Origin of the sequence: Chryseobacterium sp. CP-77 (assembly GCF_036362765.1) — a bacterium.
Taxonomy (GTDB): Bacteria; Bacteroidota; Bacteroidia; order Flavobacteriales; family Weeksellaceae; genus Chryseobacterium; species Chryseobacterium cupriresistens.
On sequence record NZ_CP143637.1, the window covers coordinates 4,824,708 to 4,847,336 of the forward strand.

At 37.4% G+C, this 22,629-nt stretch carries 20 protein-coding genes and 1 pseudogene; 13 read left to right on the top strand and 8 right to left on the bottom strand.

Annotated features, from left to right (window positions below; translation table 11 throughout):
• Positions 1-41: 41 nt before the first annotated feature.
• The 3 genes and pseudogenes from V0410_RS21695 to V0410_RS21705 all read right to left on the bottom strand — a co-directional run bounded on the left by V0410_RS21695 (position 42) and on the right by V0410_RS21705 (position 2,665).
• Positions 42-1,105 (bottom strand): annotated as a pseudogene (locus tag V0410_RS21695) (nucleotidyltransferase domain-containing protein).
• A gap of 32 nt (positions 1,106-1,137) precedes the next feature.
• Positions 1,138-1,869, bottom strand: coding sequence for an ATP-grasp domain-containing protein (locus V0410_RS21700; RefSeq protein WP_330745592.1), 732 nt, complete (start codon positions 1,867-1,869; stop codon positions 1,138-1,140).
• Positions 1,870-1,918: 49 nt separating this feature from the next.
• Positions 1,919-2,665, bottom strand: a complete 747-nt coding sequence (locus tag V0410_RS21705) for a nucleotidyltransferase domain-containing protein (RefSeq protein ID WP_330745593.1) — start codon at positions 2,663-2,665, stop codon at positions 1,919-1,921.
• 434 nt (positions 2,666-3,099) lie between these two features.
• On the opposite strand from V0410_RS21705, the gene cobT reads away from it, so the two are divergent.
• On the top strand, positions 3,100-4,107 hold the full coding sequence (cobT, locus tag V0410_RS21710; RefSeq protein WP_330745594.1) for a nicotinate-nucleotide--dimethylbenzimidazole phosphoribosyltransferase: 1,008 nt from the start codon (positions 3,100-3,102) through the stop codon (positions 4,105-4,107).
• Positions 4,108-4,163: 56 nt separating this feature from the next.
• Here cobT and V0410_RS21715 read toward each other — a convergent pair whose 3' ends face one another.
• Positions 4,164-5,156, bottom strand: a complete 993-nt coding sequence (locus V0410_RS21715; RefSeq protein WP_330745595.1) for a hypothetical protein — start codon at positions 5,154-5,156, stop codon at positions 4,164-4,166.
• Positions 5,157-5,338: 182 nt separating this feature from the next.
• On the opposite strand from V0410_RS21715, the gene V0410_RS21720 reads away from it, so the two are divergent.
• Together V0410_RS21720 and V0410_RS21725 are read left to right on the top strand one after the other, a co-directional pair.
• Positions 5,339-6,121, top strand: coding sequence for an adenosylcobinamide-GDP ribazoletransferase (locus V0410_RS21720; protein ID WP_330745596.1), 783 nt, complete (start codon positions 5,339-5,341; stop codon positions 6,119-6,121).
• Positions 6,106-6,660 (top strand): histidine phosphatase family protein, encoded by a 555-nt coding sequence (locus tag V0410_RS21725; RefSeq protein WP_330745597.1) that lies wholly within the window; start codon positions 6,106-6,108, stop codon positions 6,658-6,660. The genes V0410_RS21720 and V0410_RS21725 overlap by 16 nt, the downstream gene beginning before the upstream one ends.
• Before the next feature lie 331 nt (positions 6,661-6,991).
• On the opposite strand, the gene V0410_RS21730 is transcribed toward V0410_RS21725, so the two are convergent.
• Both V0410_RS21730 and V0410_RS21735 read right to left on the bottom strand, forming a co-directional pair.
• Positions 6,992-8,746 carry a hypothetical protein gene (locus tag V0410_RS21730; protein ID WP_330745598.1) on the bottom strand — a complete coding sequence of 585 codons (1,755 nt, stop codon included), beginning with the start codon at positions 8,744-8,746 and terminating at the stop codon, positions 6,992-6,994.
• A gap of 324 nt (positions 8,747-9,070) precedes the next feature.
• Positions 9,071-10,453, bottom strand: coding sequence for an RtcB family protein (locus V0410_RS21735; RefSeq protein ID WP_330745599.1), 1,383 nt, complete (start codon positions 10,451-10,453; stop codon positions 9,071-9,073).
• A 155-nt stretch (positions 10,454-10,608) separates the two neighbouring features.
• Here V0410_RS21735 and V0410_RS21740 point away from each other — a divergent pair, with 155 nt between their 5' ends.
• The 3 genes from V0410_RS21740 to V0410_RS21750 all read left to right on the top strand — a co-directional run bounded on the left by V0410_RS21740 (position 10,609) and on the right by V0410_RS21750 (position 12,271).
• Complete coding sequence (locus tag V0410_RS21740) at positions 10,609-10,944, top strand: HopJ type III effector protein (RefSeq protein WP_227944084.1); 336 nt, start codon at positions 10,609-10,611, stop codon at positions 10,942-10,944.
• A 65-nt stretch (positions 10,945-11,009) separates the two neighbouring features.
• The gene (locus V0410_RS21745) at positions 11,010-12,029 is read left to right on the top strand and encodes a helix-turn-helix transcriptional regulator (protein ID WP_330745600.1); all 1,020 of its coding nucleotides are present in this window, start codon (positions 11,010-11,012) and stop codon (positions 12,027-12,029) included.
• Positions 12,030-12,133: 104 nt separating this feature from the next.
• Positions 12,134-12,271, top strand: coding sequence for a hypothetical protein (locus V0410_RS21750; RefSeq protein WP_167348772.1), 138 nt, complete (start codon positions 12,134-12,136; stop codon positions 12,269-12,271).
• A 357-nt stretch (positions 12,272-12,628) separates the two neighbouring features.
• Here the strand turns inward: V0410_RS21750 and V0410_RS21755 are convergent, their stop codons facing one another.
• Positions 12,629-13,813, bottom strand: coding sequence for a DUF1501 domain-containing protein (locus tag V0410_RS21755; RefSeq protein ID WP_330745601.1), 1,185 nt, complete (start codon positions 13,811-13,813; stop codon positions 12,629-12,631).
• Between the two features lie 153 nt (positions 13,814-13,966).
• The gene (locus tag V0410_RS21760; protein WP_330745602.1) at positions 13,967-15,397 is read right to left on the bottom strand and encodes a DUF1800 domain-containing protein; all 1,431 of its coding nucleotides are present in this window, start codon (positions 15,395-15,397) and stop codon (positions 13,967-13,969) included.
• A 359-nt stretch (positions 15,398-15,756) separates the two neighbouring features.
• On the opposite strand from V0410_RS21760, the gene V0410_RS21765 reads away from it, so the two are divergent.
• From V0410_RS21765 to V0410_RS21795, 7 genes are all read left to right on the top strand, one after another.
• Positions 15,757-16,320 carry a hypothetical protein gene (locus V0410_RS21765; protein WP_330745603.1) on the top strand — a complete coding sequence of 188 codons (564 nt, stop codon included), beginning with the start codon at positions 15,757-15,759 and terminating at the stop codon, positions 16,318-16,320.
• Between the two features lie 116 nt (positions 16,321-16,436).
• Positions 16,437-17,486: a glucokinase gene (locus tag V0410_RS21770; protein WP_330745604.1), complete on the top strand. Its 1,050-nt coding sequence runs from the start codon at positions 16,437-16,439 to the stop codon at positions 17,484-17,486.
• 143 nt (positions 17,487-17,629) lie between these two features.
• Positions 17,630-18,196 (top strand): YceI family protein, encoded by a 567-nt coding sequence (locus V0410_RS21775; RefSeq protein WP_202839591.1) that lies wholly within the window; start codon positions 17,630-17,632, stop codon positions 18,194-18,196.
• Positions 18,197-18,274: 78 nt separating this feature from the next.
• On the top strand, positions 18,275-18,901 hold the full coding sequence (locus tag V0410_RS21780) for a YceI family protein (protein ID WP_062671303.1): 627 nt from the start codon (positions 18,275-18,277) through the stop codon (positions 18,899-18,901).
• A gap of 114 nt (positions 18,902-19,015) precedes the next feature.
• Positions 19,016-19,681 carry an alpha/beta hydrolase gene (locus V0410_RS21785; protein WP_330745605.1) on the top strand — a complete coding sequence of 222 codons (666 nt, stop codon included), beginning with the start codon at positions 19,016-19,018 and terminating at the stop codon, positions 19,679-19,681.
• Between the two features lie 83 nt (positions 19,682-19,764).
• On the top strand, positions 19,765-21,108 hold the full coding sequence (locus tag V0410_RS21790; protein ID WP_330745606.1) for an ammonium transporter: 1,344 nt from the start codon (positions 19,765-19,767) through the stop codon (positions 21,106-21,108).
• A 100-nt stretch (positions 21,109-21,208) separates the two neighbouring features.
• Complete coding sequence (locus V0410_RS21795) at positions 21,209-22,627, top strand: L-serine ammonia-lyase (RefSeq protein ID WP_110009219.1); 1,419 nt, start codon at positions 21,209-21,211, stop codon at positions 22,625-22,627.
• The last annotated feature ends 2 nt before the right edge of the window (positions 22,628-22,629 follow it).

The window sequence follows — 22,629 nt, forward strand, 5'->3', positions numbered from 1 at the left end:
GGAGTGATGAAGTTCACCAATCCCACCATTCCCACCATTCATCATTCATTATTATACAGTTTTTCTCTGATCTGAATTAATATTTTTGTGGTTTTCTCCAGGTCCGGAGCGTCGGGTAGAGTGGTGGTAGAATAATGACTTTCTATGGATTCTATCATATTTTCTGCTTTTTGCATGACGTTTTCATACGACTGGTTTCCAGCTTTGATATTTAAGAGTTCGCCACGGTTATCTACACGGATTGTCAGTGACCCGGTTTTAAAAATCTGTTCACAGGACTGCAGCAGCCGGATGGTGTGCATCATATTCTTGCTGTCGTAATTCTGTCCGTGAGTCTGATTAACGTTGTAACGGTCTTCATTACGCTCAGCCACCCATTTCCAATATTCCCTGTAATCTTTGCAATACACAGAATACGCATCAAGATTGCAATACAGGTAAGCAACCGGTTTTTCCTCTTTAGGAACAGAGGATACAGAAACCTGATTCGCTTCTTCATTCTGAATAACTCCTTTATATCCCAATGTTCCCGATTCGTCATAAAATAAAGCGAACATTCCCTTGGTATGGTCAATGTTTATCAATCCGCATTTTTCCTGTGAGAGACCAGCCTCATCCAGCCATCTTTTCAATGGGACAGAACCTTGTCCTTCCAAAATAAAACAGAAGTCCAGGATCGATTTTCTTTCTTTATCAATCGGATTGACAATCTTTTTATTGAGTCCTTTTGCTTTTTTAATCTGGGAAACAGCATAACCTGCAAAGGTATCTTTGCACAGTTTTGAAAGAAAATCTTCTGTTTTCAATAAATCCATCAACGGATGCTTGTACTGAATACAATCTTTCGGACTTGCCAGAATTTCCAGAATATTAGGATTGTTTTTCTGAAGCAGTTCTACAAATCTCCCGATTTCATAATAGGTGATATCATTCGTTTCATTGGAAATCTGCGGAATATAATTCAGTCCAAAGAAATCTTCCTTCGGCAGATAATATACCCCGCGGATATCCGTATCAGAATTTTCCGTTGCAACCCGAAAGCTCTGCTTCCGGAAATGACTTCGAAGAGGAGGAGGTTTTTATTTTTTAGGTCTTGGATGGTCATTTATAAAATCAATATATATGTATTTTTGAGATCTAATTTTTAATGCAACTGTTTAAAATTACTTCCAAAGCTTTTTCTGCATCACAGGCATACAACCCGGAACACCATGCAGGATTTGCTTCAATTAAAGCCCAGCCTTTTCCTTTAATAATCCCGAAATCCAGAACGATTGCTTTTGGAAGTGTTTCAGCATATTGTGTAATAAACCTGCCGAAAAACTCAAACAAATCTTTTTGTTCCGGTTCAGAAAGCGGGTTGGTGTCGAAAGCATTATTTCTCCAATAAGAAGAATAAGTTTTAATTTCATTATTCAAAACAAAACATCTAACCTCAAGTTCCCATTCCACTACTTCAGAAGTGAAAACCATACTTTCCAGATCAAGTGTTTCAAAGCCTTTGATATTTGTAACTTTATCGAAAACTCCTGCTTTAAAGCTTTTAAAATCCGAACATTTGATAAAAATATTTTCTTCATGTACGAAGTCTTTCAACTTTCCGTAAACAATTTTCCGTTTTGTAAATTCTTCTGAAATGTTTGAGAGCCAGTTATCATTGGGCTTTGTTAATGTTAGATTACATTGCTCTGCTACAATTTCTGCATAAATATCTTCACCATAGACTGCTACTACATCCGCACGAAATTCCTCCGGAACATTCCATTTTGCATTGAAACGACTCAGTTCATAAGAAGAAGTGAGCGATGCTTTTTTCAAATTATTGCTATCTTCCGTATACATGGGAGAAAGAGCGATTATATTTTTCATCTGTATCTTTTATTTTTTTTTATGTAAAATAAGCTTTTTATGTTATTTTCTATTTTAATATCTCCCTAAAAAACCTCTCCATCCCCCCTTTATCCGCCTTTCCTCCAGGTAAACCTTTCGATTTTTCTTCATTTTCAGCGACTGTTCTCTCCAGAAAATCAAACAGTTCCCAATCGTTCGGATGGTAGTAAGATTCTCCTTTGGTTGCTTTTAAGGCAACAAGATCTTCTATTTTCCGTCTGGTTTTGTTATCTGTTAAAACAAGCAGCTCACTGAACAGTACAGGAGGAACCGTTCCTTTTTCTATGATCCATTTTCCTGTTAATGTGGTTCGTAAACAATAAAAGTAACTTTTTAATTTTACTTCATCATGTCTGCAGGCTTCCAGATATTTCTTGCTCATGCTCAGATAATGATAAGAAACCGCTACCGGAGAAAAGCAGGCATCAGCCAAAGGTTTAAAGAGTTCTACAAACCTTTCATTCGCTTTATATACGATAGGAGAATAGAACCAGCTCAGTAAAGCCGCATTCGATTTCAGCAAAAGATGAAAGGTCTTTCTCAGATCCCAACCGGAACCATCCAGATCATCTTCTGTCATAAATTCTATGGTTTCATCCTTATCCCAGGGAGAAAGATACCAATCTTTGTTGTGACGGTATATAAAACGTATATCATAATCACTGTCAGGAGACGCAAAACCCCAGGCTCTGCTCCCTGATTCTACAGCAAGAAGGACTTCCACGCCCCTTGCTGCTTCTATTTCTTTTATTTTTTCAAGTATTTTTGGTGTCATTGTTTTGTATTTATAGCGCAAAGTAAAAGATGAGGTACGCAATGTTCTTACGTTGTTTTTTTGTTGCGGGATCCGGGTTTCATGGGGACGGGTTTTAGGGTTTGAGTGTGGGAGAGTTTGAGAGTTGCGGGGTTCGGGTTTGTGAGTAAGTGAATATTGAGGGCTAAAATTTTTTGACTTTTGAAAATTGGGCGTTAAAAAAATAAATTTTGTGAACGTTAAGAAAATTCTCCTGTCTGAGTGCGACGAATATATTGATACAAAAAAGTAATAATGAATTCGCACGAGTTTAGAATTTTTAGAGAGCACATTTTATTTTTAGCTCAATTTTCAAGGTCTTGACCTTTTGTTTCTTTTGTGTCAAGACAAAAGAAAAAGACTCATTGAATTTTACTAATATTGCACTTTTCCATTTAACGTAACTATAAACATCCATGTTATCATCAGAATTACAGCATAAAATTGATTTTAAAACAAAACCGTTAGGCGCATTAGGACATCTTGAACATATTGCCCACAAAATCGGAATGGTTCAGAAAACCACTTCACCACAGTTATTGAATCCTCATATGGTAGTTTTTGCGGCCGATCATGGGATTGCTGTTGCAGGAGTAAGTGCTTATCCACAGGAGGTCACCTATCAGATGGTGATGAACTTCCTTGGCGGAGGTGCTGCCATCAATGTTTTTTGCAGACAGAATGGTATCAACATTAAAATTGTAGATGCGGGAGTGAACTTTGATTTTCCAGAAGGACTGAATCTCATTGATAAAAAAGTAAGAAAATCCAGTCGTAATATTCTGGAAGAACCTGCCATGACTCCTGAAGAATACCATCAGGCGCTTAAAAATGGAAAAGCAGTGGTGAATGATATTGCTAAGAAAGGCTGCAATATCATTGGCTTTGGAGAAATGGGAATCGGGAATACTTCCGCTTCTTCTTTGATGATGAGCAAGCTCTTTGATATTCCAATTGTCAATTGTATCGGACGTGGAACGGGACTGAATGATCATCAGCTAGACAATAAGGTCAGTATTTTAAAAGAAGCTATTGAAAAATATCCGGCTGAAATGACTGAGGATGAAATTGCCCAAACATTTGGCGGATTAGAAATTGCCCAAATGATTGGAGCCATAGAAGAAGCTTATCACCACAATATGCTGATCATGGTAGACGGATTTATCGCAACGGTTGCTGTAGCTACAGTCTGGAAAAAGAATCCTGAAGTGTTGAACAACTGTATCTTCTGTCATGTAAGCAATGAAAATGCCCATCCTCAGTTGTTGGGGTTAATGAGAGAGCAGGCTATTCTTAATCTGAATCTACGCCTCGGAGAAGGTACAGGTTGTGCATTGGCTTATCCGATTATTCAGAGTGCGGTTAATTTCCTGAATGAAATGTCAAGCTTTGAAGATGCTCATATTTCCAACAAATCATCTTAGTTTTATACAATAAAAGGGGCAATGAAGCCCCTTTTATTGTATAAAAATGAAAAATACTAGTAAGTTTTAGCAATATCTTTCCCTGTAAACATCATTCGTACGGGCTTATGTTGAATAGCATCCGAATTGAATTTATAGGTGTTAAATATCTGCATAGATGGAATATATCTGTATAACCCATCGTCAACCAAATATATTTTGCCATCATTGGTATTTTGTACAAGTTGGGTCGAAGAAGTGATATCAGCTCCTCTTTCTCCGGTGTATTCTTCTATATTCACTTTAGAAATCAGATAGGCTTTGCCCTGAACAGCAAACAGATTATTGATTACTGCAAAGGATTCAATACGTCTCAGGGTACTTTCAAATACGATGTAAAGACTTCCTGTACTGTTATCCTGGAAAAATTCTCCGTCACGGATTCTAAAATCTTTAGGTGGTGAATCTTTAAGGTAGAATGCAATCCCTTCATAAGCATAGCCGTCTTTTCCATCTCCCAATTCATTTTTATCTCTGGTGTAGAAGTGCGTCTTTTTATCACCATTGAAATACCTGTAAATCGGAAAACTTCCCGGCTCGTCACCATTATAACTGGTACCAAGGTTGCTTTCTTTCCAGTTGCTTTGTCCATTGATCTCATTAGGATTGGTTGTTAATACCTGATCATTAGTAATGGTATTGAACCATGCTGAAATTGCCGGGCCAGGCCCATCTGCAGAGCCTATTAATCTTTCCAGATAATAATAACTCAATCCTGAATATGATTTTGGAAGCATTTCTACCCGAGGAGAGTTAATGTACAAATGTTTTTTAGTATCGTTACTGTAAAACCCATAAATAGGATTAGTTAAAGAGAAAAATTTAGTCCAGATTCCTGCAGGAGGAGGAGTTGGGGTATCAGGAGTGTCTCTGAAGCCTCCTTTCGCTATTATGTTATTGCCGGATGCATTTAAGGCTTGGGCTTCATTTAAATTGTCCAGTTCATCACCGGGAGCCGAGCAGCTTACGATGGATATAAGACATAATCCAACGAAATACGCTTTTTTCATTTGTTATTTTTTCATGGTTATTAATGGAGCAAAAGTAAAAATACTTCAGAGATAAAAAGGACAGATTTAAGGTGATAAGATTCATGTTTTTAATTTTTTTCATTGATCTCTTTATCATTGTTAAAAGCTTTCCTAATTTTACGAAAATTGATTAATCCAGTTTTTGTATTAAAAAAGAACAGATGAAAATTCTCAAGAATGAACTGATTTACTTTGCTACGGCGTTAATGTTTTTCACAAGAATTCCGGTTCCGTTTACCATCCCGTACTCCAGTGAGATTATGAATAAATCCCAGAAATATTTTGCCTGGGTAGGCTTGATCGTAGGGTTTATTAACGCTTTGGTTCTTTATCTTTCTACACTGCTTTTTAATCTTGAAATCGGGATTGTTTTAATGATGATTTCTAATGTTTTGCTGACCGGAGCTTTTCATGAAGACGGCTTCACAGACATGTGTGACAGTTTCGGAGGCGGATATGGAAAGGAAAAAATCCTGACGATTATGAAGGACAGTCGGGTAGGAGCCTATGGTACAATAGGGATCATATTGCTTTTTGCTTTAAAATTTTATAGTATTCAGACCCTGGGAATGAGTAATCCGGTGGGCGTTTTACTCATTGTTATTTTAGGGCATACGGTAAGCCGTTTTATTGCAGGAACGATGATCTATACTCACCAGTATGTTACCGATATTGATGTAAGCAAATCAAAGCCTTTAGCCAATAAACCGTTGGATAAGATGGCGTTGCTGGTAGGATTTATCAGTGTTTTAATTGCATTTGCCCTGGTTCAGGACTGGCATTTGATTTTTGCTTTTGCTCTCGCGTATGTGGGGAAAATCTATTTGGGCTGGTATTTTAAAAAACATATCGGAGGTTACACGGGAGATTGTCTGGGTTCTGTACAGCAGGTTTGTGAAGTTTTATTTTATTTAGGAACAATCATCGTATGGAAATTCATCTGATCCGTCATACTGCTGTAGACAATCCGGAAAACCGGTGTTATGGTTTTGCGGAAATGCCTTTACGTAAAGATTTCACTGAAGATTTTACAATGTTGAACCTTGATGATAATTATGATGTAATTATTTCAAGTCCTTCTCAACGTTGCCGTCTTTTAGCTGATTTTTTTAAGCTTGATTATCAAACAGATGAAAGGCTTCGCGAAATGAATTTCGGGAACTGGGAAATGAAAAAATGGACGGATATTCCAGAAGAAGAAATCAATCCGTGGTACAAAGATTTTGTGAGTGTAAAAGCATCAGACGGTGAAAGTCTTCTGGAAATGCAAAAACGCGTTCTCAGCTTCTGGAATGAATTCATTCAAAGAAAAGATCTGGAAAAAGCACTTATAATTACGCATGCCGGAGTTATTCGTCTGATCTTTCAGGCGGTGCTTCAGTTTCCATTGGAGAATATGTTTGCTGTTCAGATTGATTATGGAAGGAAAGTGATTATTCAAGTGAATGAAGGAGTTTTTTCAGTGAAGAAGGTGAATGTATAATTACGGTAAAAGTTTTATTCAATAGGAACGGACTTTAGTCCGTCTGTTAAAGATTACACTTTGCAGGCTGGATTCCTGCGGAATGACAAACTGTGTGGATAGACCATCATTCTAATTGTATCGTTCCGTCGGAATCCAGCCACAATCCTGTAAAAAACATACACAGAAATAGTACAATCCCCACCATTCTCCCAACTGAATATGTGAAAATTTCCCTCCCCGCAGGGATGGCGAAAATTCAAAGAATTTTTGACGGGGTGGTTCTCAACATTTCCCTAACCATACCATTATAAAAAACGCCACCCGATACCATCAGATGACGCCATAGAATTTATTTAAAAATTCTGATAAAACTATCTTTTTCCAGGCTTTCCAGTGAGAAATCAAAATCAGCTTCCGCTTTTTCTGTCGTAATCTCACCACCAAGCTCTTTGATAAGCTCATTGAAAGGCATCGCTTCATACCATTGCTGGTATAATGCACTTGTTGCCATTGCAGAAATCTGGCTATTTCCTGAAACATGAGCATGTCCGGCTCCGAAATTCAACAGTACGAAACATTGTTTTTCATTCTTTGTCACCAGCATTCCCAGAATCATTTGCTTCTGAACAGAATTACATCTGGCTTCAGCAAAGAGATGATTAGGATTCATCATATAATCGTAGGAAATATCATCCCCTTTTCCGATCACAATTTTATATCCGCAGTTCGCATCTCCGCTGAAAACGTTGTTCATAACAAGGGTTGGCTCACAAAGACCTTTATTGGCATAAAGATATTCAACCGCACCGTTGGGAGCAGACGTCATATCTCCTGAATACATCAATTGTCCGTTACCATGGTTATAAGCGGCATTCCAACCTATTTTTCCTGCGATGTTCAATCCTGAAAGATCAAGGTCATTGGCACCCCATTGGTTTTCCCAATAAATACCTACAGCCAGCCTATCCGCATAAAAACGGGTTCCGGTAGGAATATTTCCAACAAACATCTTTTCAGAAGTTGGCAATGCGAATTCTATATTCTCAGGGAAATAGAATTTCTTTCCGGATAGGTTTTCATACTTCAGTTTCAAAAAGTCCAGAATGAAATCATAATTGAACTGATTCACGTAAGTTTCCTTACCTTTTTTAGTCCATGATTTTCCGTTTCGGATTCTGTAAACAAATGTATCCTGACCGTACATTCTTGAGTAGCATGCTGACAATGCTTTGAATAATGCAAACGGTGTCGCATTTTCCAGCCAGTGCCAATCGCTGTTTTCCAGTAATGTATTGGTAGCATCGTTCAGTGGGTTTGAAACCAATGGTTTATGATGAACCTTAGATAACTTTGATATTTTATTGATCGCTTTGGGTGCTCTGTTTTTATAAGCCAGAAATAATGGTTTGAATCTGTTGAAAATTTCCGCCATTTTTTCCATTCCAAAGCTTTCAAAAAGATATGTCGGATTGAAATTACTCTGCTTGATTAAATTAATCAAATCATCATTTTTGATTAAAAGCGTAGTGTTCGTCGTTTTATAAATGACATAACGCAAGAATTCAACAGGATTTTCAGGGTAAATATCATATAAGTCAGCAATTTTTATAATCGCTTCTTTATTTCTGATGTTTTCTTTTCCTGTAAAATCATATTCCAGCTCCGTATGTAAAATAGAAAGCAAATCATCAATGGTTTCTTCTTTTAAAGCAATTCCTGATCTTAAAAGAGCAAGACATTTTTCCTGCATTTCTTCCACAGAGCAGGCTTTGATAACTTTAAAAACCAGCTTCATATCAGGAACATCCAATATTTCATCGGGAATATAGATTTCACTTTGGAAATTACTTCCATACGTTGACATATAATGGGTGATCTGTTCAATCAATAAATCAATTCTGGAAGCTTTTTTTATTTTCTCCCAGGATTTATGAAAGGTCTTATTCAAATCATTTCCATTTAATTTTTCCTTTGCATAAAAAGAGATGATCTCATTTTTTGCCCATAGAGCATCCGGTTCAATCATGAAACCATCATCGGAAATAAATGGTTTTTCATCAGATTTTCTGGCCAGTACAGCATTGAATAATTGTAGTGTTTTCATTGTTTTAAGTTTAAAAAATAAGTGAGGAGTAGATTCATTAAAAGTGAAGGGTATAGGAACTCCTTTTACCTATAGTTTATAAAAAGCGGGGAGTATTTTTCCAAAAAATATAGGAACTCCCTTTGCCTTATAATTTGTAAAAAGGCGGAAAGTAAATCTGGAAATATAGGAACTTTCTTTGCCTTGAATTTTTTTTAAATAACTTTTTAGTGCTGTGAAATTTTGGTTATTGTTTTTGTTCAAACCTAACGGGTTTCTAAAACCCGTTAGGTTTGAATAGTAAGCAAGTTTTTAAATAAGTTTAAACAATTTTAAACATAAAAATTATGCTTTTCTGAATTTCTTCTTTTTCTTCCATGGAGCATTCTTCTGAACATCTCCTGCCATAATACATCCGTAAGGCATCACTTCATCCAGAACTTCACAAAGTCCGTATTCTTCTATTTGTGCTCTTACATTCTTCGCACTTTTATAAGCGCTCGGAAGTTCAGAAATATCAATCTCATTGGAATAGAAACGGATATCTAATCCTGCTGTTTCCTCATTGAAGATCTCCTCGGTCGTTTTATGAGCCAACGATCTCTTATGCTGGCTTCTGCTGAAATTTCTTCCTGCGCCGTGCGGAGCAAAACCTAAGTTTCTTTCATTGGTCTTTCCCTGAACAATCAATACCGGTTCTGCCATATTCAACGGAATCAGTCTTGGTCCGGTGATATCAGGCATGAACTTATCATCCAGCGGAGTAGCTCCTTTTGCATGATAGAACAGGTCTCCATCTCTGAAAACGAAGTTATGTTCGTTCCAATACCTGTTTTCCTTCTCCATTTCCAGCTTATTCAGCACGGCATCATGAAGGGAAGTATGATTTTCTTTGGTCCATTGTCTTATTAATTGAAGGGCTTCCCAATACGATTTACCTTCATCTGTATCATAAGGAATCCAGGCGTTTTCTCTTAATGTTTCAGGGGAGATTTCCTGTCTGAAACGGTTGGCGGTCTTCATTCCTTTATCATATAAGGCAGCACCCGGAGCTCTTGATCCGTGATGGGTTACCATCATTGTGTTTCCGGTATTTTTGGAAATTCCAACGAAAAGGAAATGGTTTCCGTCTCCCTGGGTTCCCATATGAGAACGGGCGATACTGATTAGTTTTTCATCATTTAAGAACTTATTTTCTCTGAAAGCATCCATCAGTTCCTGAGACATCGGCATCTGTTCGCCTCTTGGTCTTCCTCCGTATCCGAAATGAGTGATAGAATGTGCTGCATCCAGGACATCTTTAGGATTTGTCTTTCCAAAATCCGTCAGCATCACTGAACAGCAGATATCGGCGCTATGGAATCCCGGGTGAATGGCATTTTGAGCCACGACCACTCCTCCCACCGGAATCTGGCCTTCAGGACCTGTAGGGCAGGCGTCCGGCATTAAAGCTCCGCCAACCAGAGTGGGAGTTTTCATCAAAACTTTCATGGTTTTGATTACTTTGTCCACATTATCATTTTCACTTTCGTGTTCTGCACGTATATTGATTATAAAATCTTTAGCTGTTTCATGAAGCGGAATAAGATCTGGCTGTTTGAACTGTACCAGATATTCTGCGATCTGATGTTCATCCAATTTATTCTCGTTGATATAGGTAATGGCATCCTTAAACCATTTTGCCGGTCTATATCCTAATTCGATTAAATGATTTCCATTAAATTCCATATTGTTTCATTTTGATGATGCAAAGTAATATCATTATTGCGCAATAGTTTTGCGTAGATAAAGAAATTTTAATTATTTTTACAAAAATTTATTAAAAAGACGAAAAAGCACATTGGCAGACTCGTAAACATAGTATAAAATAAAAAACAAGGCTCATGGTATTATTAGAACAATTAAAACATTTCCCGGAAACCATCCAGTTTAATGATGTGATCGCTCATATTGATGAGCATTATGAATTTACTCCTACTGCATTTCAAAACGGTGATACCACCAACCAGGCCGGACAGAACAACGGTTCATGCAAGGTTTTCAGTTTTGCAAGCATTAAGGATCTGACAAAAGAAGAGACACTTTGGCTGTTTGGTGAGTTTTACAGAGAGGATGTCCTGAAAAATCCTGAAGGAACTGATCATCAGAATATCCGGAACTTTATGAAATCCGGCTGGGAAGGAATTACTTTTGATGCCAATGCTTTAAAAGAAAAATAATTATAAGAAAAGAGCAGACAAAAGTAATTTTTTATTTAAAACACCCAATCATTAAACACTAAGGTATGTCATCCAATAAAAATGCTCTGATCAGGTATAAAACATTAGATAAATGTCTTAAAAATAAATACAGGAAATACACGCTTGAAGATCTCATTGATGAATGCTCGGAAGCATTGTTTGAATTTGAGGGAAAAGAATCTTTTGTAAGTAAGAGAACCGTTCAGCTTGATCTTCAGAATATGCGGAGTGAAAAATTCGGGTATGAAGCTCCTATTGAAGTTTACGAAAGAAAATACTACCGTTACAGTGATCCGGAGTACAGCATTCATAATATTTCTGTGAATGAAAGTGATCTGAAAGCAATGAACAATGCAGTTCAGATTTTAAAACAATTTAAAGACTTTTCTATGTTCAAAGAAATGAATGGAGTGATCCAGAAACTGGAAGATTCTATTCATGCCACCAGCCAGAAATCTATTATTCATCTGGATAAAAATGAACAGTTGAAAGGGCTGGAACATATTGATATTCTGTATGAAAGTATTGCTAATAAAAAAGTACTGAAGATCCTTTACAAAAGCTTTACGGCAAGGGAATCCAATATTTTTACAGTACATCCGCAGCTGCTGAAGGAATTCAACAACCGCTGGTTTCTGATCTGTCTTTACAAACAGAAAATGTACAATCTGGCACTGGACAGAATGGAAAGTATTGAAACAGATGACAGTATTGTATATATTGACAAGGAGCTGGATGGCGATGAATACTTTAAAGATATTGTTGGGGTTACTGTTTCAGAATCAATGGATCCAAGGAATGTAGTCTTTTGGGTAGATTCAGGAAATGCCCCTTATGTGAAAACAAAACCGCTTCATAAAAGTCAGGAGATCATAAAGGAAGATCATGAGGGAACTCTTTTTAAAATATGTGTTCAGATTAATTATGAACTGGAAAGGCTCTTACTTGGATTTGGAGACTCTCTGATTGTACACAAGCCTAAAAAACTACGGCTGAAGATGGAGGAAAAATTCAATGCAGGATGTAAAAACTATCAGAGTCTGGTTGTTCCTGAGGAAAACTAACTTATTTAATGTGCAATTCATAAAGCGTTATTGCAGATTATTTATTTTGACATTTTATCTTGGCTTGGAAATTGTATTATTACCTTAACAATACCAAATTAATTATGAAATCAAGAATATTTAAAGCATTAATTGCAATCATAGCACCACTGGCGATAGAGTATATCGTTAAAAAAATATCTGAGAAAATAGATAAAAAACAGGAAGAGAAAGAGAACGAAAAAAAGCAGATTACGGCTTAAACGTAAAAGTAGTTTACATTTAAAATTATTGAAAAGAGACTGTCATAACCATGCACAGTCTCTTTTTTTGTTGGTAATGGATCTTTTTAATGAGTGCTGAAGACCACCCCGTCAAAAATTCTTTGAATTTTCGCCGCCCTCCGGAGGATGGGAATTTTCACGTCTTCAGTTGGTGTATTGGACAGGATTGTTCTTGTATTCCTAATAGCAAAGGCTGGATTTCTACGGAATGACAAACTGTGTGGATATATCATCATTCCAATTGTGTCATTCCTTAGGAATCTCAACATCTTTATTATTTAATTCTTACATAAAAACTTCTTTTAAAAAAAAACTTTTGTGACTTTTGCGGTTTCCCTACACAAAATCATAGATCCCTTCTTTCCATCCCAATACTTTGGAAGAGTCTGCTTTAAGCCAGTTTTTCAGGATTGTTGCGTATACTTTTCTGAAATCTTCCTTATAAATAAGATCGCCATCATTCAGATTCTGCAGATCAGGAAGGGCGTTCAATAATCCTTTTTTCTTAAGGTTTCCGCTGATAAAGAACATTTGATTGGCAGTTCCGTGATCGGTTCCGTTACTGGCATTCTGTGCCACACGACGGCCAAACTCTGAGAATGTCATTAGCAGGATATTTTTGAAGAGCCCATTACTTTTCATATCAGCAACAAACGATTTTACCGCTTCATTAATATCATTGAATAACTTTTTCTGCCGGTCATTCTGGTTGACGTGCGTATCGAAACTTCCGATCGAAAGATAGTATACCCGGGTATTAATGTCAGATTTTATTAAAGAAGCTACCGTTTTGAAGTCTTTTCCCAGCTGAGAACTGGGATAGGCTTGTTCCGTCTTTCTGGCTTTGCTCTTCTCAAAAATATAATCAGCATTATTAATGGTAGAGCCTAAAGTCTGATAAAGGTAAGATACCGTTTCATCATCGTGATGGTGGTCATAAAGAGATTTGAAATATTTTTCCTGGCTGGTCTGATAGAGTCTTTTGGGATCTTTAAAGGCAAAAGCTTTGTTATTTTCACCTTTTAGGGCCAGACTAAGCATATCATCTACTTCCAGTGCCTGTGTAGGATGATCACAGTGATAACATTCTTCGTCCAGAAAACGTCCCAGCCAGCCTGTTTCCAGAAACTGATCACTTCTGCTTGCCGACTGCCAGATATCCATGCTTCGGAAATGCGACTTATCCGGGTTGGGATATCCTACATTATTCATCACAGAAAGCTCTCCGTTATCAAAAAGTTCTTTAAAATAGGAGAGAGAAGGATTAATCCCTGCTTCATCCGTAAGTGGTATTGAATCCTGTATAGCCAGAGTCTTCCTTTCCCTGAAATAAATATCATTTTTTGCCGGAATAATAGTATTCAGCCCGTCATTTCCACCCGTAAACTGAAGAACGACCAGAATATTCTGACTGGGATTCAAAGCTTCATCCAGCGTCATCGCTTTTAAGAAATTAGGTATCAGCATAGAAGCCGTAGCCAGGGAACTTATTTTGAGGAATTCTCTTCTTTTGATTAACATAATTTTGCTTTTAGGGTTTTAAGGTGGCAGATGACAGGTAGCAGGTTGTACGTTACAGGACTGGGCTGCATTATATTTTAGAGCAGCAGAAAATAAATCAGGGGTAGCCAAGTTATTTTGCGACAGCTATTACCTGCAACCTAAAACCTTCACCTAACATAACTGATATTCCGGCGTAGACATCAGGTTGATGACATTCATTTTGATACTCTTGTCAGAAAAATTCCTTACAGAATTCATATCCAGAGTTTGAGTATTCTGCAAAAGATAATCTTCACAGTTTTTACTGGCGAAAATCTTTTCAATACGCTGCCAGTCGATGGTGATATTGGGATTTTTAAAACTTTTGTTTAAAGCTGTTTCCCGGGATTTCATTCCCATATCGATATCATCATCCTGGCGGGGACTGTATTCCAAAGGACGGAGTCCGGACCAGATCTGCGGAATCTGAAGCCTGAGCATCAGGGTAGAACTGTCAATCCATGCCTTGCCGTTCGGCCACCCTGCTACATTGGGCGGATAAAGCAGCATTTGCCCCAGTAATTTCTGATACACGATGAGGTTTTCAGGATTCTGAATATGCATAGGAAGGATTCGCATCATACCGGCCATCAGTTCTATAGGTGATTTTATCCTGTTTGCGATATTCTTCTGATCATAAAACCAGGTGCTTGAAAAGATCTCAGTCATCAGTTTTTTGATGTCATATCCTGAATTGTAGAAGTTTGTACTGAGTGTATGGACGATATCCTGATCCACTTTTTCATTCACAAAAAACTTATAGATCTTTGTGGTAATAAACTGAGCTGTTGTCTTTTGTTCCAGAATCATATGGAGCACATCGCTCCCGTCAAAGTTGCCTGTTTTTCCCAGGAAAGTTTTGCTGCCTTCATCATGGAGATTTTTTCTTTCTTTAAAATTTCCTTCTTTATCATAACTCCATCCTGTAAAAGCTCTGGCACCTTCTCTTACATCTTTTTCAGTGTAATTTCCTCTTCCCATGGTAAACAGTTCCATCACTTCACGGGCAAAATTCTCATTAGGATGGTCTTTTTTATTCTGTTGATTATTCAGAAAATTCAGCATGGCAGGTGACTGGCTTACTTCAAAAAGCAGATCTCTGAAATTGCCGAGTGCATTTTTCCTGATTGTATTTAAAAGCTGTTTGTTGAACTTTGGATTGATCACTCTTGAAGCAAAATGTCCATGCCAGAAAAACGCCATCTTTTCCCTCATCTGTTCCTTGCTGTTAACGATGGCGTTCAGGAAGTTCAGGTTCAGTTCGTTATTTTGTTCCCTGTTGATCCGCTGCATTTCTTTTTTCTTTTCCGCAGGAGCCGTACTGTTCATATAATCTGCTGCCGAAACCGGATCGAGAGTATCATAAGTGATCTCGCTGAAGCTTTCTTCTTTAAATAATTCATTCATCAACGTTTTAATGTTTTTATTTTTCAAATCATTAATTTGATTAACGCCAACACCAAAACCTGCCCGCCAGAGAAGATGCTTGTTTTTTACTAATGAATCTGCCATCATGGAGAATTTATTTTTTGATGTAATTCTAAGAAGAAGGTTAAAATTCATAACGGGTTAAGGATTGTTAATATTGTTTTTAGGCTGGAAGAGGGAAGAAAATGAAGCTGGAAGTTATGGTGTAAAGGAAGGAGAAATTTCTCTTTACTTTCATTATAACAAACGTGAATTTTCATATAAAAGCATATTACTTCTGGCTTCCATTTTCTTTCCTCCTTTCTTTTTTCTATAATTCACTTTTTGAGGTCAGTTTTTGATAAAATTTGTTAAACAAATATTTAATTTTTGTTAAAATTAAAGTGTTGACATTCATTATTTTATAAATTTTATTAATGTTAAAATCAATTGAATGTCTTGGCTTGGCATGATTTTTACATCCTCTTGTTTAGTAAAATTAAAAAATTAGAGTTATGAAAATGTTTAAACAAGCAATAGTACTGGCTGGTATTTTAACAGCAGGTATCGTAAGCGCCCAAAGTGCTCAAATGAACAATATGATCAAGGTAGGTGCAAATGTTGGTTTAGCAGTTCCCGCAGATAACCTTTCTGCAGCAGTAGGAGTGGATGTAGCTTACCAGAATCTGATTACACCGGGATTTGGGCTGGGTATCGCATCAGGATATACTCATTATTTTGGAAAAGACAACAACGGATATAAAAACAATGATGTAGGAATAGTTCCTGTAGCTGCTTTAATCAGAATTTATCCAAAACAAACCGGTTTCTATTTCGGAACTGATTTAGGATACGGATTTTTAGTTGGAGATAAAGCTGTAGCATCCAATACCAACGTTGAAAGAGCAGGCGGAGGTTTCTACCTTAAACCGGAGATCGGATACCACAACAGAGACTGGAACTTCTTCGTACAATACCAAAAGGTTTTTGTAGGTACTAAAGGAGATTTGCCAGGTCAGGACTATAATGTGGGGAATATCGGGGTAGGATTCGGTTACAATATTCCATTAGGAAAGTAGTTAGATTTAATATATAAACAATTATTAACCAAAACCTTTTCACGAAAGTGAAAAGGTTTTTTTGTTCTGTGCAGGATTTACAAAAACAATTATTATATTTGGTAAAATTTGAGGTTATGATTCTGAATCCAAAATTTCCACTTTATTTACCAGGAGTAGAGAACAGTAATAATGATAGTGTTTCTATCATTGGAGCAAGTCTCCGTGAAGATATAACAATCTTAGGCTATTTTGTTTCCGGGAACGGAGGTCTTGAGATAAAAGTAGAAAATACATATGCAACCAAAGAATATGCTTCCTTTTCAGATATTTTAAAGAAGTTTATTCAGGATAATCAGCTTGAAAATGTAAAACGTCTGGGAATGGCAGTGCCAGGTCCTGTATTGGACGGGAAAAGCAGTCCTGCAAGACTAGGTTGGCATTTAGATATTGCCGAATATACTCGCGATTTCGGGTTTGAAAGAGTAGATATGCTGAATGACCTGGAGGCTTCTGCTTATGGAATGGCTCTTCTTGAAGATAATCATCTTGAAGCGATCTATACAAGCGGACACCTTGAAAAAGGAAATGTAGCAGTTCTGGCTCCCGGAAACGGATTAGGAGAAGCCGGATATTTCTTTGACGGAAAATACCTGAGACCTTTTGCAACAGAAGGAGGGCACTCAGAGTTTTCGCCAAGAACCAACGTAGAAGTTGAATTTTACCAGTTCTTAAATAATATCTATGGTATTGTAAGCTGGGAAAATGTGCTATCCAAGTCAGGGTTATTCAATATTTACAGATTCCTGAGAGATGTGAAAAGACATCCGGAACCGGAATGGTTAGGAGAACGTCTTGCGCAGGGAAATTTTGTAGAAGAACTTTATAAAGCGGCTGTTGAGGAAAATGTACTGATCTGCAGAATCGCTTTGGATACCTTCCTTGAGTTCCTGGCTAGAGAGGCCAATAACTTAACATTAAAGTTAAAAGCTACGGGAGGATTACTGATTGCCGGAGATATTCCACAGATGATTGCAGAATATATTGATAAAGCGAAATTCTATGAGAAATTCAAGATCAGTGATAAAATGGAGGAAATGCTTAAAAACATTCCAATCTATCTGGTCAAGCAAAACCACACTGCATTAAATGGTATAGCACTTTATACGGCTTACTATCAGGTATAAAACAAAGCTCCGAAGGAATTCGGAGTTTTTTTATGAGATGATATTATTCATGAAAATTATAAATTTTATTGATATACATCAATGAAATCTATTGAATAAGATACCTACCTTTGTATTGTTAAATAAGTAAACAACTCTATTCAATGAAAAAAATATTTTTATTAGCAGTTTTAGCCGGAGGTTTAGCTTTCGGACAGTCAAAAAAAGTAGTAGCATCTGATGTACACTGGTGGGGATACAAAGTAGCAAAATCTGAGGCCAGCTCTCACGACGGTACTGTAAAAGTGAAGTCCGGAGATATGGTAATGAAAGGAAACCAATTGGTAGGTGGAAGCTTCGTATTGGATATGACTACTATCAGTTCTACTGATCTTACAGGAGAATACCAGCAGAAATTAAACGGGCACCTTAAGAATGGTGACTTCTTTGAGGTTGAAAAATTCCCAACAGCAACGTTCAAAATTACAGGAGTAAAGAAAAACAATGATAAAATCTACAACTCTCTTGTAACAGGAAACCTTACTGTAAAAGGAAAAACCAGCCCGATCTCTTTCCCTGCGAAGATTTCTTACAGCAAAGGAGTAGTAAGTTTAGTATCCAACAAATTCTCTTTCGACAGACAGAAGTTTGATGTAGCTTACAAGTCTACGATGCAGGACGTTTTTGTGAAAGATGATATTGATATGCTTGTAAAGGTAACTGCTCAATAAATTAATCAAAAAAAGATTATTAAAAGTGTAGAAGTTCTACACTTTTTTTTATTTTTGTTGAATTGTAAATAAAAAAGAATGAAAAGATTACTATTGTTTGCTATGGTGTGCGCAAGCATGTCATTTGTTTCTGCCCAGAAGAAATTTGATAAAGTGTCAAAAGTGACTTCATCAGAGATCAGATGGTGGGGGTATAAAGTGGTAAAAACTGAAGAAACTTCCCACTCAGGAACAGTAAAGCTGAAAAGTGGAAAATTTAACTTTGACCATACGGTCCTGGTGGATGGAGAGTTTATTATCGATATGAGAAGTATGATGGCGGGAGATGTTTCTGATGAGGATCAGATCAAGCTTACCAACGATCTGAAAAGCTCAAACTTTTTTGAAGTAAAAAAATTCCCCATTGCAAAATTCCATTTGACTAAAATTATTCCTTTGGCAAACAGTGAATACAATTCTACAGTGTACGGTGACCTTACCCTTAAAGGAGTAAGAAAAACAATTTCTTTCCCAGCGAATGTATACGTTACCCAGTTCACAACTTCTATTGAATCCGCGAAGTTCTCCCTGAACAGAAGAGACTTTAAAGTATTCTATCAGTCTTCATTGAAAGATTATTTCATTAAAAACGAAATGGACATTCAGTTTAAAGTTTCCACAGAAATGCTGGATAACGAGAATAGAGTTCCGAAAAAGAAAAAGTAAATATATTCTATTGATACAGAGGAGCAGTTCGTAAGGACTGCTTTTTTTATTTTCTTTATTTAAAGATCTGATCCCGCACTTCTCTTGTTTCTGTATTTTTTATAAATTAGTGGTATGAAAATTTATATCGTAAGCGGTCTGGGAGCAGACTTCAAGGTTCTTGAAAGAATAGAGTTTCCCAAACACTGTGAATTGATTTTTATAGACTGGCTGATTCCTGAAAAAAATGAGCCTTTCGATGCTTATGTTAAAAGAATGGCGGAAAAAGTAGATGATTCCGAGCCTTTCTGTCTGTTGGGGTATTCTTTCGGAGGGATTATTGTACAGGAGATTAATCAATTGAAACCTGCAGAAAAAGTAGTGATCCTAGGAAGTATAAAATCGGACAGGGAAAAATCCAGATTCATCAGGACAGGGGAGATTACCAAAATTCCAAGAATACTTCCTGTAGGTTTGTTCAACGACAAAGCAGCCAATGTATATGCCGTTGTCCGAAAGCTTTTTGATCCTAAAAACCCGAAACTCCTTCAATATTTTAAAGTAAGAGACCCTTATTACCTCAAATGGTCCGTAGAAAAAGTTTCCGAATGGAAATTTAAAGAGAATCCCAATGTCATTCAGATATTAGGTGATAAAGACATTGTTTTTCCCATCCGCTATTCAAATCCGAATTATGTGGTGAAAGGAGGAACACATCTTTTTCCGGCCACTAAATCCAAAGAAGTTTCCAAAATACTGGCAGAGATTTTTTCTGAAAAAACTGAAAAAGTAATGGATTAAATATTTTTTTAGGGGTGTTTGGTTTAAAAGTGTAGTTTTTATGGAATTTATATTTAAATTTGATAGGGTTAAATATAAATTTTATGAAAGTAGGATTAAAATGGATCGTTTCATTCTCTGTTATCGCAATCGTTGCAATTGGGGGATTATTCTGGAATCCGGCTGCCGATATTCCTGATACAAGGGAATTTTTAAGTGAAGATAAAATTGTTGGCGCTGATGTTGCCTGGATTCTGGCTGCGGCAGGACTTGTTTTGCTCATGACACCAGGGCTTTCCTTTTTTTACGGAGGAATGGTCGGAAGGAAGAATGTAATTTCTACCATGCTGCAGAGTTTTATTGCCTTAGGCGTTATCTCCATGGTTTGGGTAGTCGTAGGGTTTTCTTTATCTTTCGGCGAATCTATTGGAATTACGGTGGCGGGACAGCATTACGGAATCATTGGAAATCCACTCAGTTATCCCTTTTTTAAAGGAGTAGGAAATCTGCCCCATAAACTGATGGCTCCCACGATTCCTTTTATTCTTTTTGCCTTGTTTCAGATGAAATTTGCTGTTATTACTCCGGCTATTATTACCGGATCTTTTGCAGAAAGGGTTCGTTTTATATCTTATTTATTGTTCATTGTTCTTTTCAGTATATTTATTTATACACCGCTTTGTCATATGGTGTGGCATCCTGAGGGTCTTTTAAACAAATATTTCGGGGTAAAAGACTTTGCAGGGGGAACCGTTGTGCATATGAGTGCCGGCTTTGCTGCGCTTGCCGGAGCTTTGGTGGTAGGAAACCGGAAGAATCCTCACCATGAGCCGTCTAATATTCCGTATGTGCTTCTGGGAACAGGAATGTTGTGGTTCGGATGGTTCGGATTTAATGCCGGATCTGCTTTGAGTGCATCTGCATCTGCGGCTACCGCTTTTGGAACAACTACCATAGCATCTGCTTCGGCGATGATGACCTGGATCTTTTTTGACAGAATCAATGGGAGAAGCGTATCGGCTTTAGGAGCCTGTATAGGAGCTGTAGTAGGATTGGTGGCAATAACTCCAGGGTGCGGTTTTGTAAGCATTCAGGAAAGCCTTTTTATCGGATTTATCACAGCAATCGTTTCCAATCTGATGGTGAACTGGAAGGTTTTAAAAAAAGTAGATGATACGCTTGATGTTTTTGCCTGTCATGGAGTAGGAGGGATTATGGGAATGATTCTTACCGCCATTTTTGCTCATGGTGAAAAAGCAAGTCTGCTCCATGGCGGGGTTGATGTTTTTCTTCATCATATGGCAGCCCTTGTTTTGGTTTCTGTTTTTACTTTTTTAGGTTCATTAATTTTATATAAACTTACAGATTCCATGATCACATTAAGAGTTTCTGAAGAGTCTGAAAATAAAGGGCTCGATCTTTCGCAGCATGAAGAATGCCTGCAATAGCTTTTATATTGTGACGATATGTTGATATCATTAAAAATTTGAAGGTATATTTCAGGATTTATCATGTATCTTTGTTTCTGAGGAAAATGACGAATCATTTATGGAATCAATATCGGTTTTTGAAATTATTAAAGTAGGAATAGGTCCGTCCAGTTCACACACGATGGGACCCTGGAACGCAGCGGCAGCATTTATCAGGATTATAAAAAGAGAAAGATCAATAGAAGAAGTTAAAGAGGTTTTTCTTGAATTCTTTGGCTCACTCGCAAAAACGGGAATCGGGCACGGAACTGATATTGCGGGAATGCTTGGGTTGAATGGAGAGGATTTTAAAACGATCAATACTTCAAAAATTGATGAAAAGATAGATTACATCAAGAGTACTCAAACCATTAACCTTGGTGGTGAAAAGGTAATTCCATTCATCTACGGACATCATTTGATTTTAAATATGAAAAAGAGCCTTGATTTTCATCCGAACGGAATGATCTTCAGAGCTGTTTTCGAAGACGGAACTGAACTTGTGCAGGATTTTTATTCTGTAGGAGGAGGGTTCATTGCCAGTCAGGAAAAAAACTCTATTCAGAAGCAGTGTGTACGTACGCTGTATCCTTGTCATAAAGCTTCAGATATTGCAAAATATTGTGAAAAGCTGGGATTTGATAAAATGTCAGATTTGATTTTCATGAATGAAGAAAGCTGGAGAACCCAGGATGAAACGAGGCAGGAAGCACTTTATATCTGGCAGCAGATCAAAGAATGTATCTACAAAGGTGTCAATAAGGAAGGAGTTCTTCCTGGCGGACTGAATGTTTCCAGAAGAGCTGCAGGGATCAACAGAAAGCTGCTCGGAGATAAAATCTATAAAAACAAAGACGAATGGTTCCAGCAGGTGGTAGACGCTGAAGAGAACTTTACAAATATCAATAAATGGATTGCCTGCTTTGCACTGGCTGTGAATGAAGAGAATGCAAGCTTCGGAAGAATTATTACCGCACCTACCAATGGCGCAAGTGGAGTTATTCCGGCGGTATTGATGTATTCTCAGGCATTTACCCCATTTACGAGTGAGGAGGATATTATAAGATTCTTGCTTGTAGCGGGAGAAATCGGGACCTTATTCAAGAAAAATGCAACCATTTCTGCAGCGATGGGAGGATGTCAGGCGGAAATCGGAGTATCTTCTGCAATGGCAGCAGCCGGACTTACAGAAATCTTAGGAGGAAGTGTAGGACAGGTATTGATGGCGGCAGAAATTGCGATGGAACATCACCTTGGATTAACCTGCGATCCAATTAAAGGGCTGGTACAGATTCCATGTATTGAAAGGAATACGATGGGCGCGATGAAAGCCATTACAGCAGCCAATATTGCACTGGAAAGTGATCCCACGAAAGCAAAAGTAACATTGGATGAAGTGATTCTGACCATGTGGGAAACCGCTCAGTCGATGAGTGACCGTTTTAAAGAAACTTCGGAAGGCGGACTGGCCATTGCAGTCAACGTTCCGGAATGTTAATA

Bases quoted from the DNA above. Each gene is read 5' to 3' on its own strand.
- V0410_RS21780 (WP_062671303.1), top strand. From the start codon at position 18,275: ATGAAAAGATTACTATTGTTTGCTATGGTGTGCGCAAGCATGTCATTT.
- V0410_RS21770 (WP_330745604.1), top strand. From the start codon at position 16,437: ATGATTCTGAATCCAAAATTTCCACTTTATTTACCAGGAGTAGAGAAC.
- V0410_RS21785 (WP_330745605.1), top strand. From the start codon at position 19,016: ATGAAAATTTATATCGTAAGCGGTCTGGGAGCAGACTTCAAGGTTCTT.
- V0410_RS21760 (WP_330745602.1), bottom strand. From the start codon at position 15,397: ATGAATTTTAACCTTCTTCTTAGAATTACATCAAAAAATAAATTCTCC.
- V0410_RS21740 (WP_227944084.1), top strand. From the start codon at position 10,609: ATGGTATTATTAGAACAATTAAAACATTTCCCGGAAACCATCCAGTTT.
- V0410_RS21720 (WP_330745596.1), top strand. From the start codon at position 5,339: ATGAAAATTCTCAAGAATGAACTGATTTACTTTGCTACGGCGTTAATG.
- V0410_RS21715 (WP_330745595.1), bottom strand. From the start codon at position 5,156: ATGAAAAAAGCGTATTTCGTTGGATTATGTCTTATATCCATCGTAAGC.
- V0410_RS21755 (WP_330745601.1), bottom strand. From the start codon at position 13,813: ATGTTAATCAAAAGAAGAGAATTCCTCAAAATAAGTTCCCTGGCTACG.
- V0410_RS21705 (WP_330745593.1), bottom strand. From the start codon at position 2,665: ATGACACCAAAAATACTTGAAAAAATAAAAGAAATAGAAGCAGCAAGG.
- V0410_RS21745 (WP_330745600.1), top strand. From the start codon at position 11,010: ATGTCATCCAATAAAAATGCTCTGATCAGGTATAAAACATTAGATAAA.
- V0410_RS21795 (WP_110009219.1), top strand. From the start codon at position 21,209: ATGGAATCAATATCGGTTTTTGAAATTATTAAAGTAGGAATAGGTCCG.
- V0410_RS21775 (WP_202839591.1), top strand. From the start codon at position 17,630: ATGAAAAAAATATTTTTATTAGCAGTTTTAGCCGGAGGTTTAGCTTTC.
- V0410_RS21730 (WP_330745598.1), bottom strand. From the start codon at position 8,746: ATGAAAACACTACAATTATTCAATGCTGTACTGGCCAGAAAATCTGAT.
- V0410_RS21790 (WP_330745606.1), top strand. From the start codon at position 19,765: ATGAAAGTAGGATTAAAATGGATCGTTTCATTCTCTGTTATCGCAATC.
- V0410_RS21700 (WP_330745592.1), bottom strand. From the start codon at position 1,869: ATGAAAAATATAATCGCTCTTTCTCCCATGTATACGGAAGATAGCAAT.
- V0410_RS21750 (WP_167348772.1), top strand. From the start codon at position 12,134: ATGAAATCAAGAATATTTAAAGCATTAATTGCAATCATAGCACCACTG.
- V0410_RS21725 (WP_330745597.1), top strand. From the start codon at position 6,106: ATGGAAATTCATCTGATCCGTCATACTGCTGTAGACAATCCGGAAAAC.
- V0410_RS21735 (WP_330745599.1), bottom strand. From the start codon at position 10,453: ATGGAATTTAATGGAAATCATTTAATCGAATTAGGATATAGACCGGCA.
- cobT (WP_330745594.1), top strand. From the start codon at position 3,100: ATGTTATCATCAGAATTACAGCATAAAATTGATTTTAAAACAAAACCG.
- V0410_RS21765 (WP_330745603.1), top strand. From the start codon at position 15,757: ATGAAAATGTTTAAACAAGCAATAGTACTGGCTGGTATTTTAACAGCA.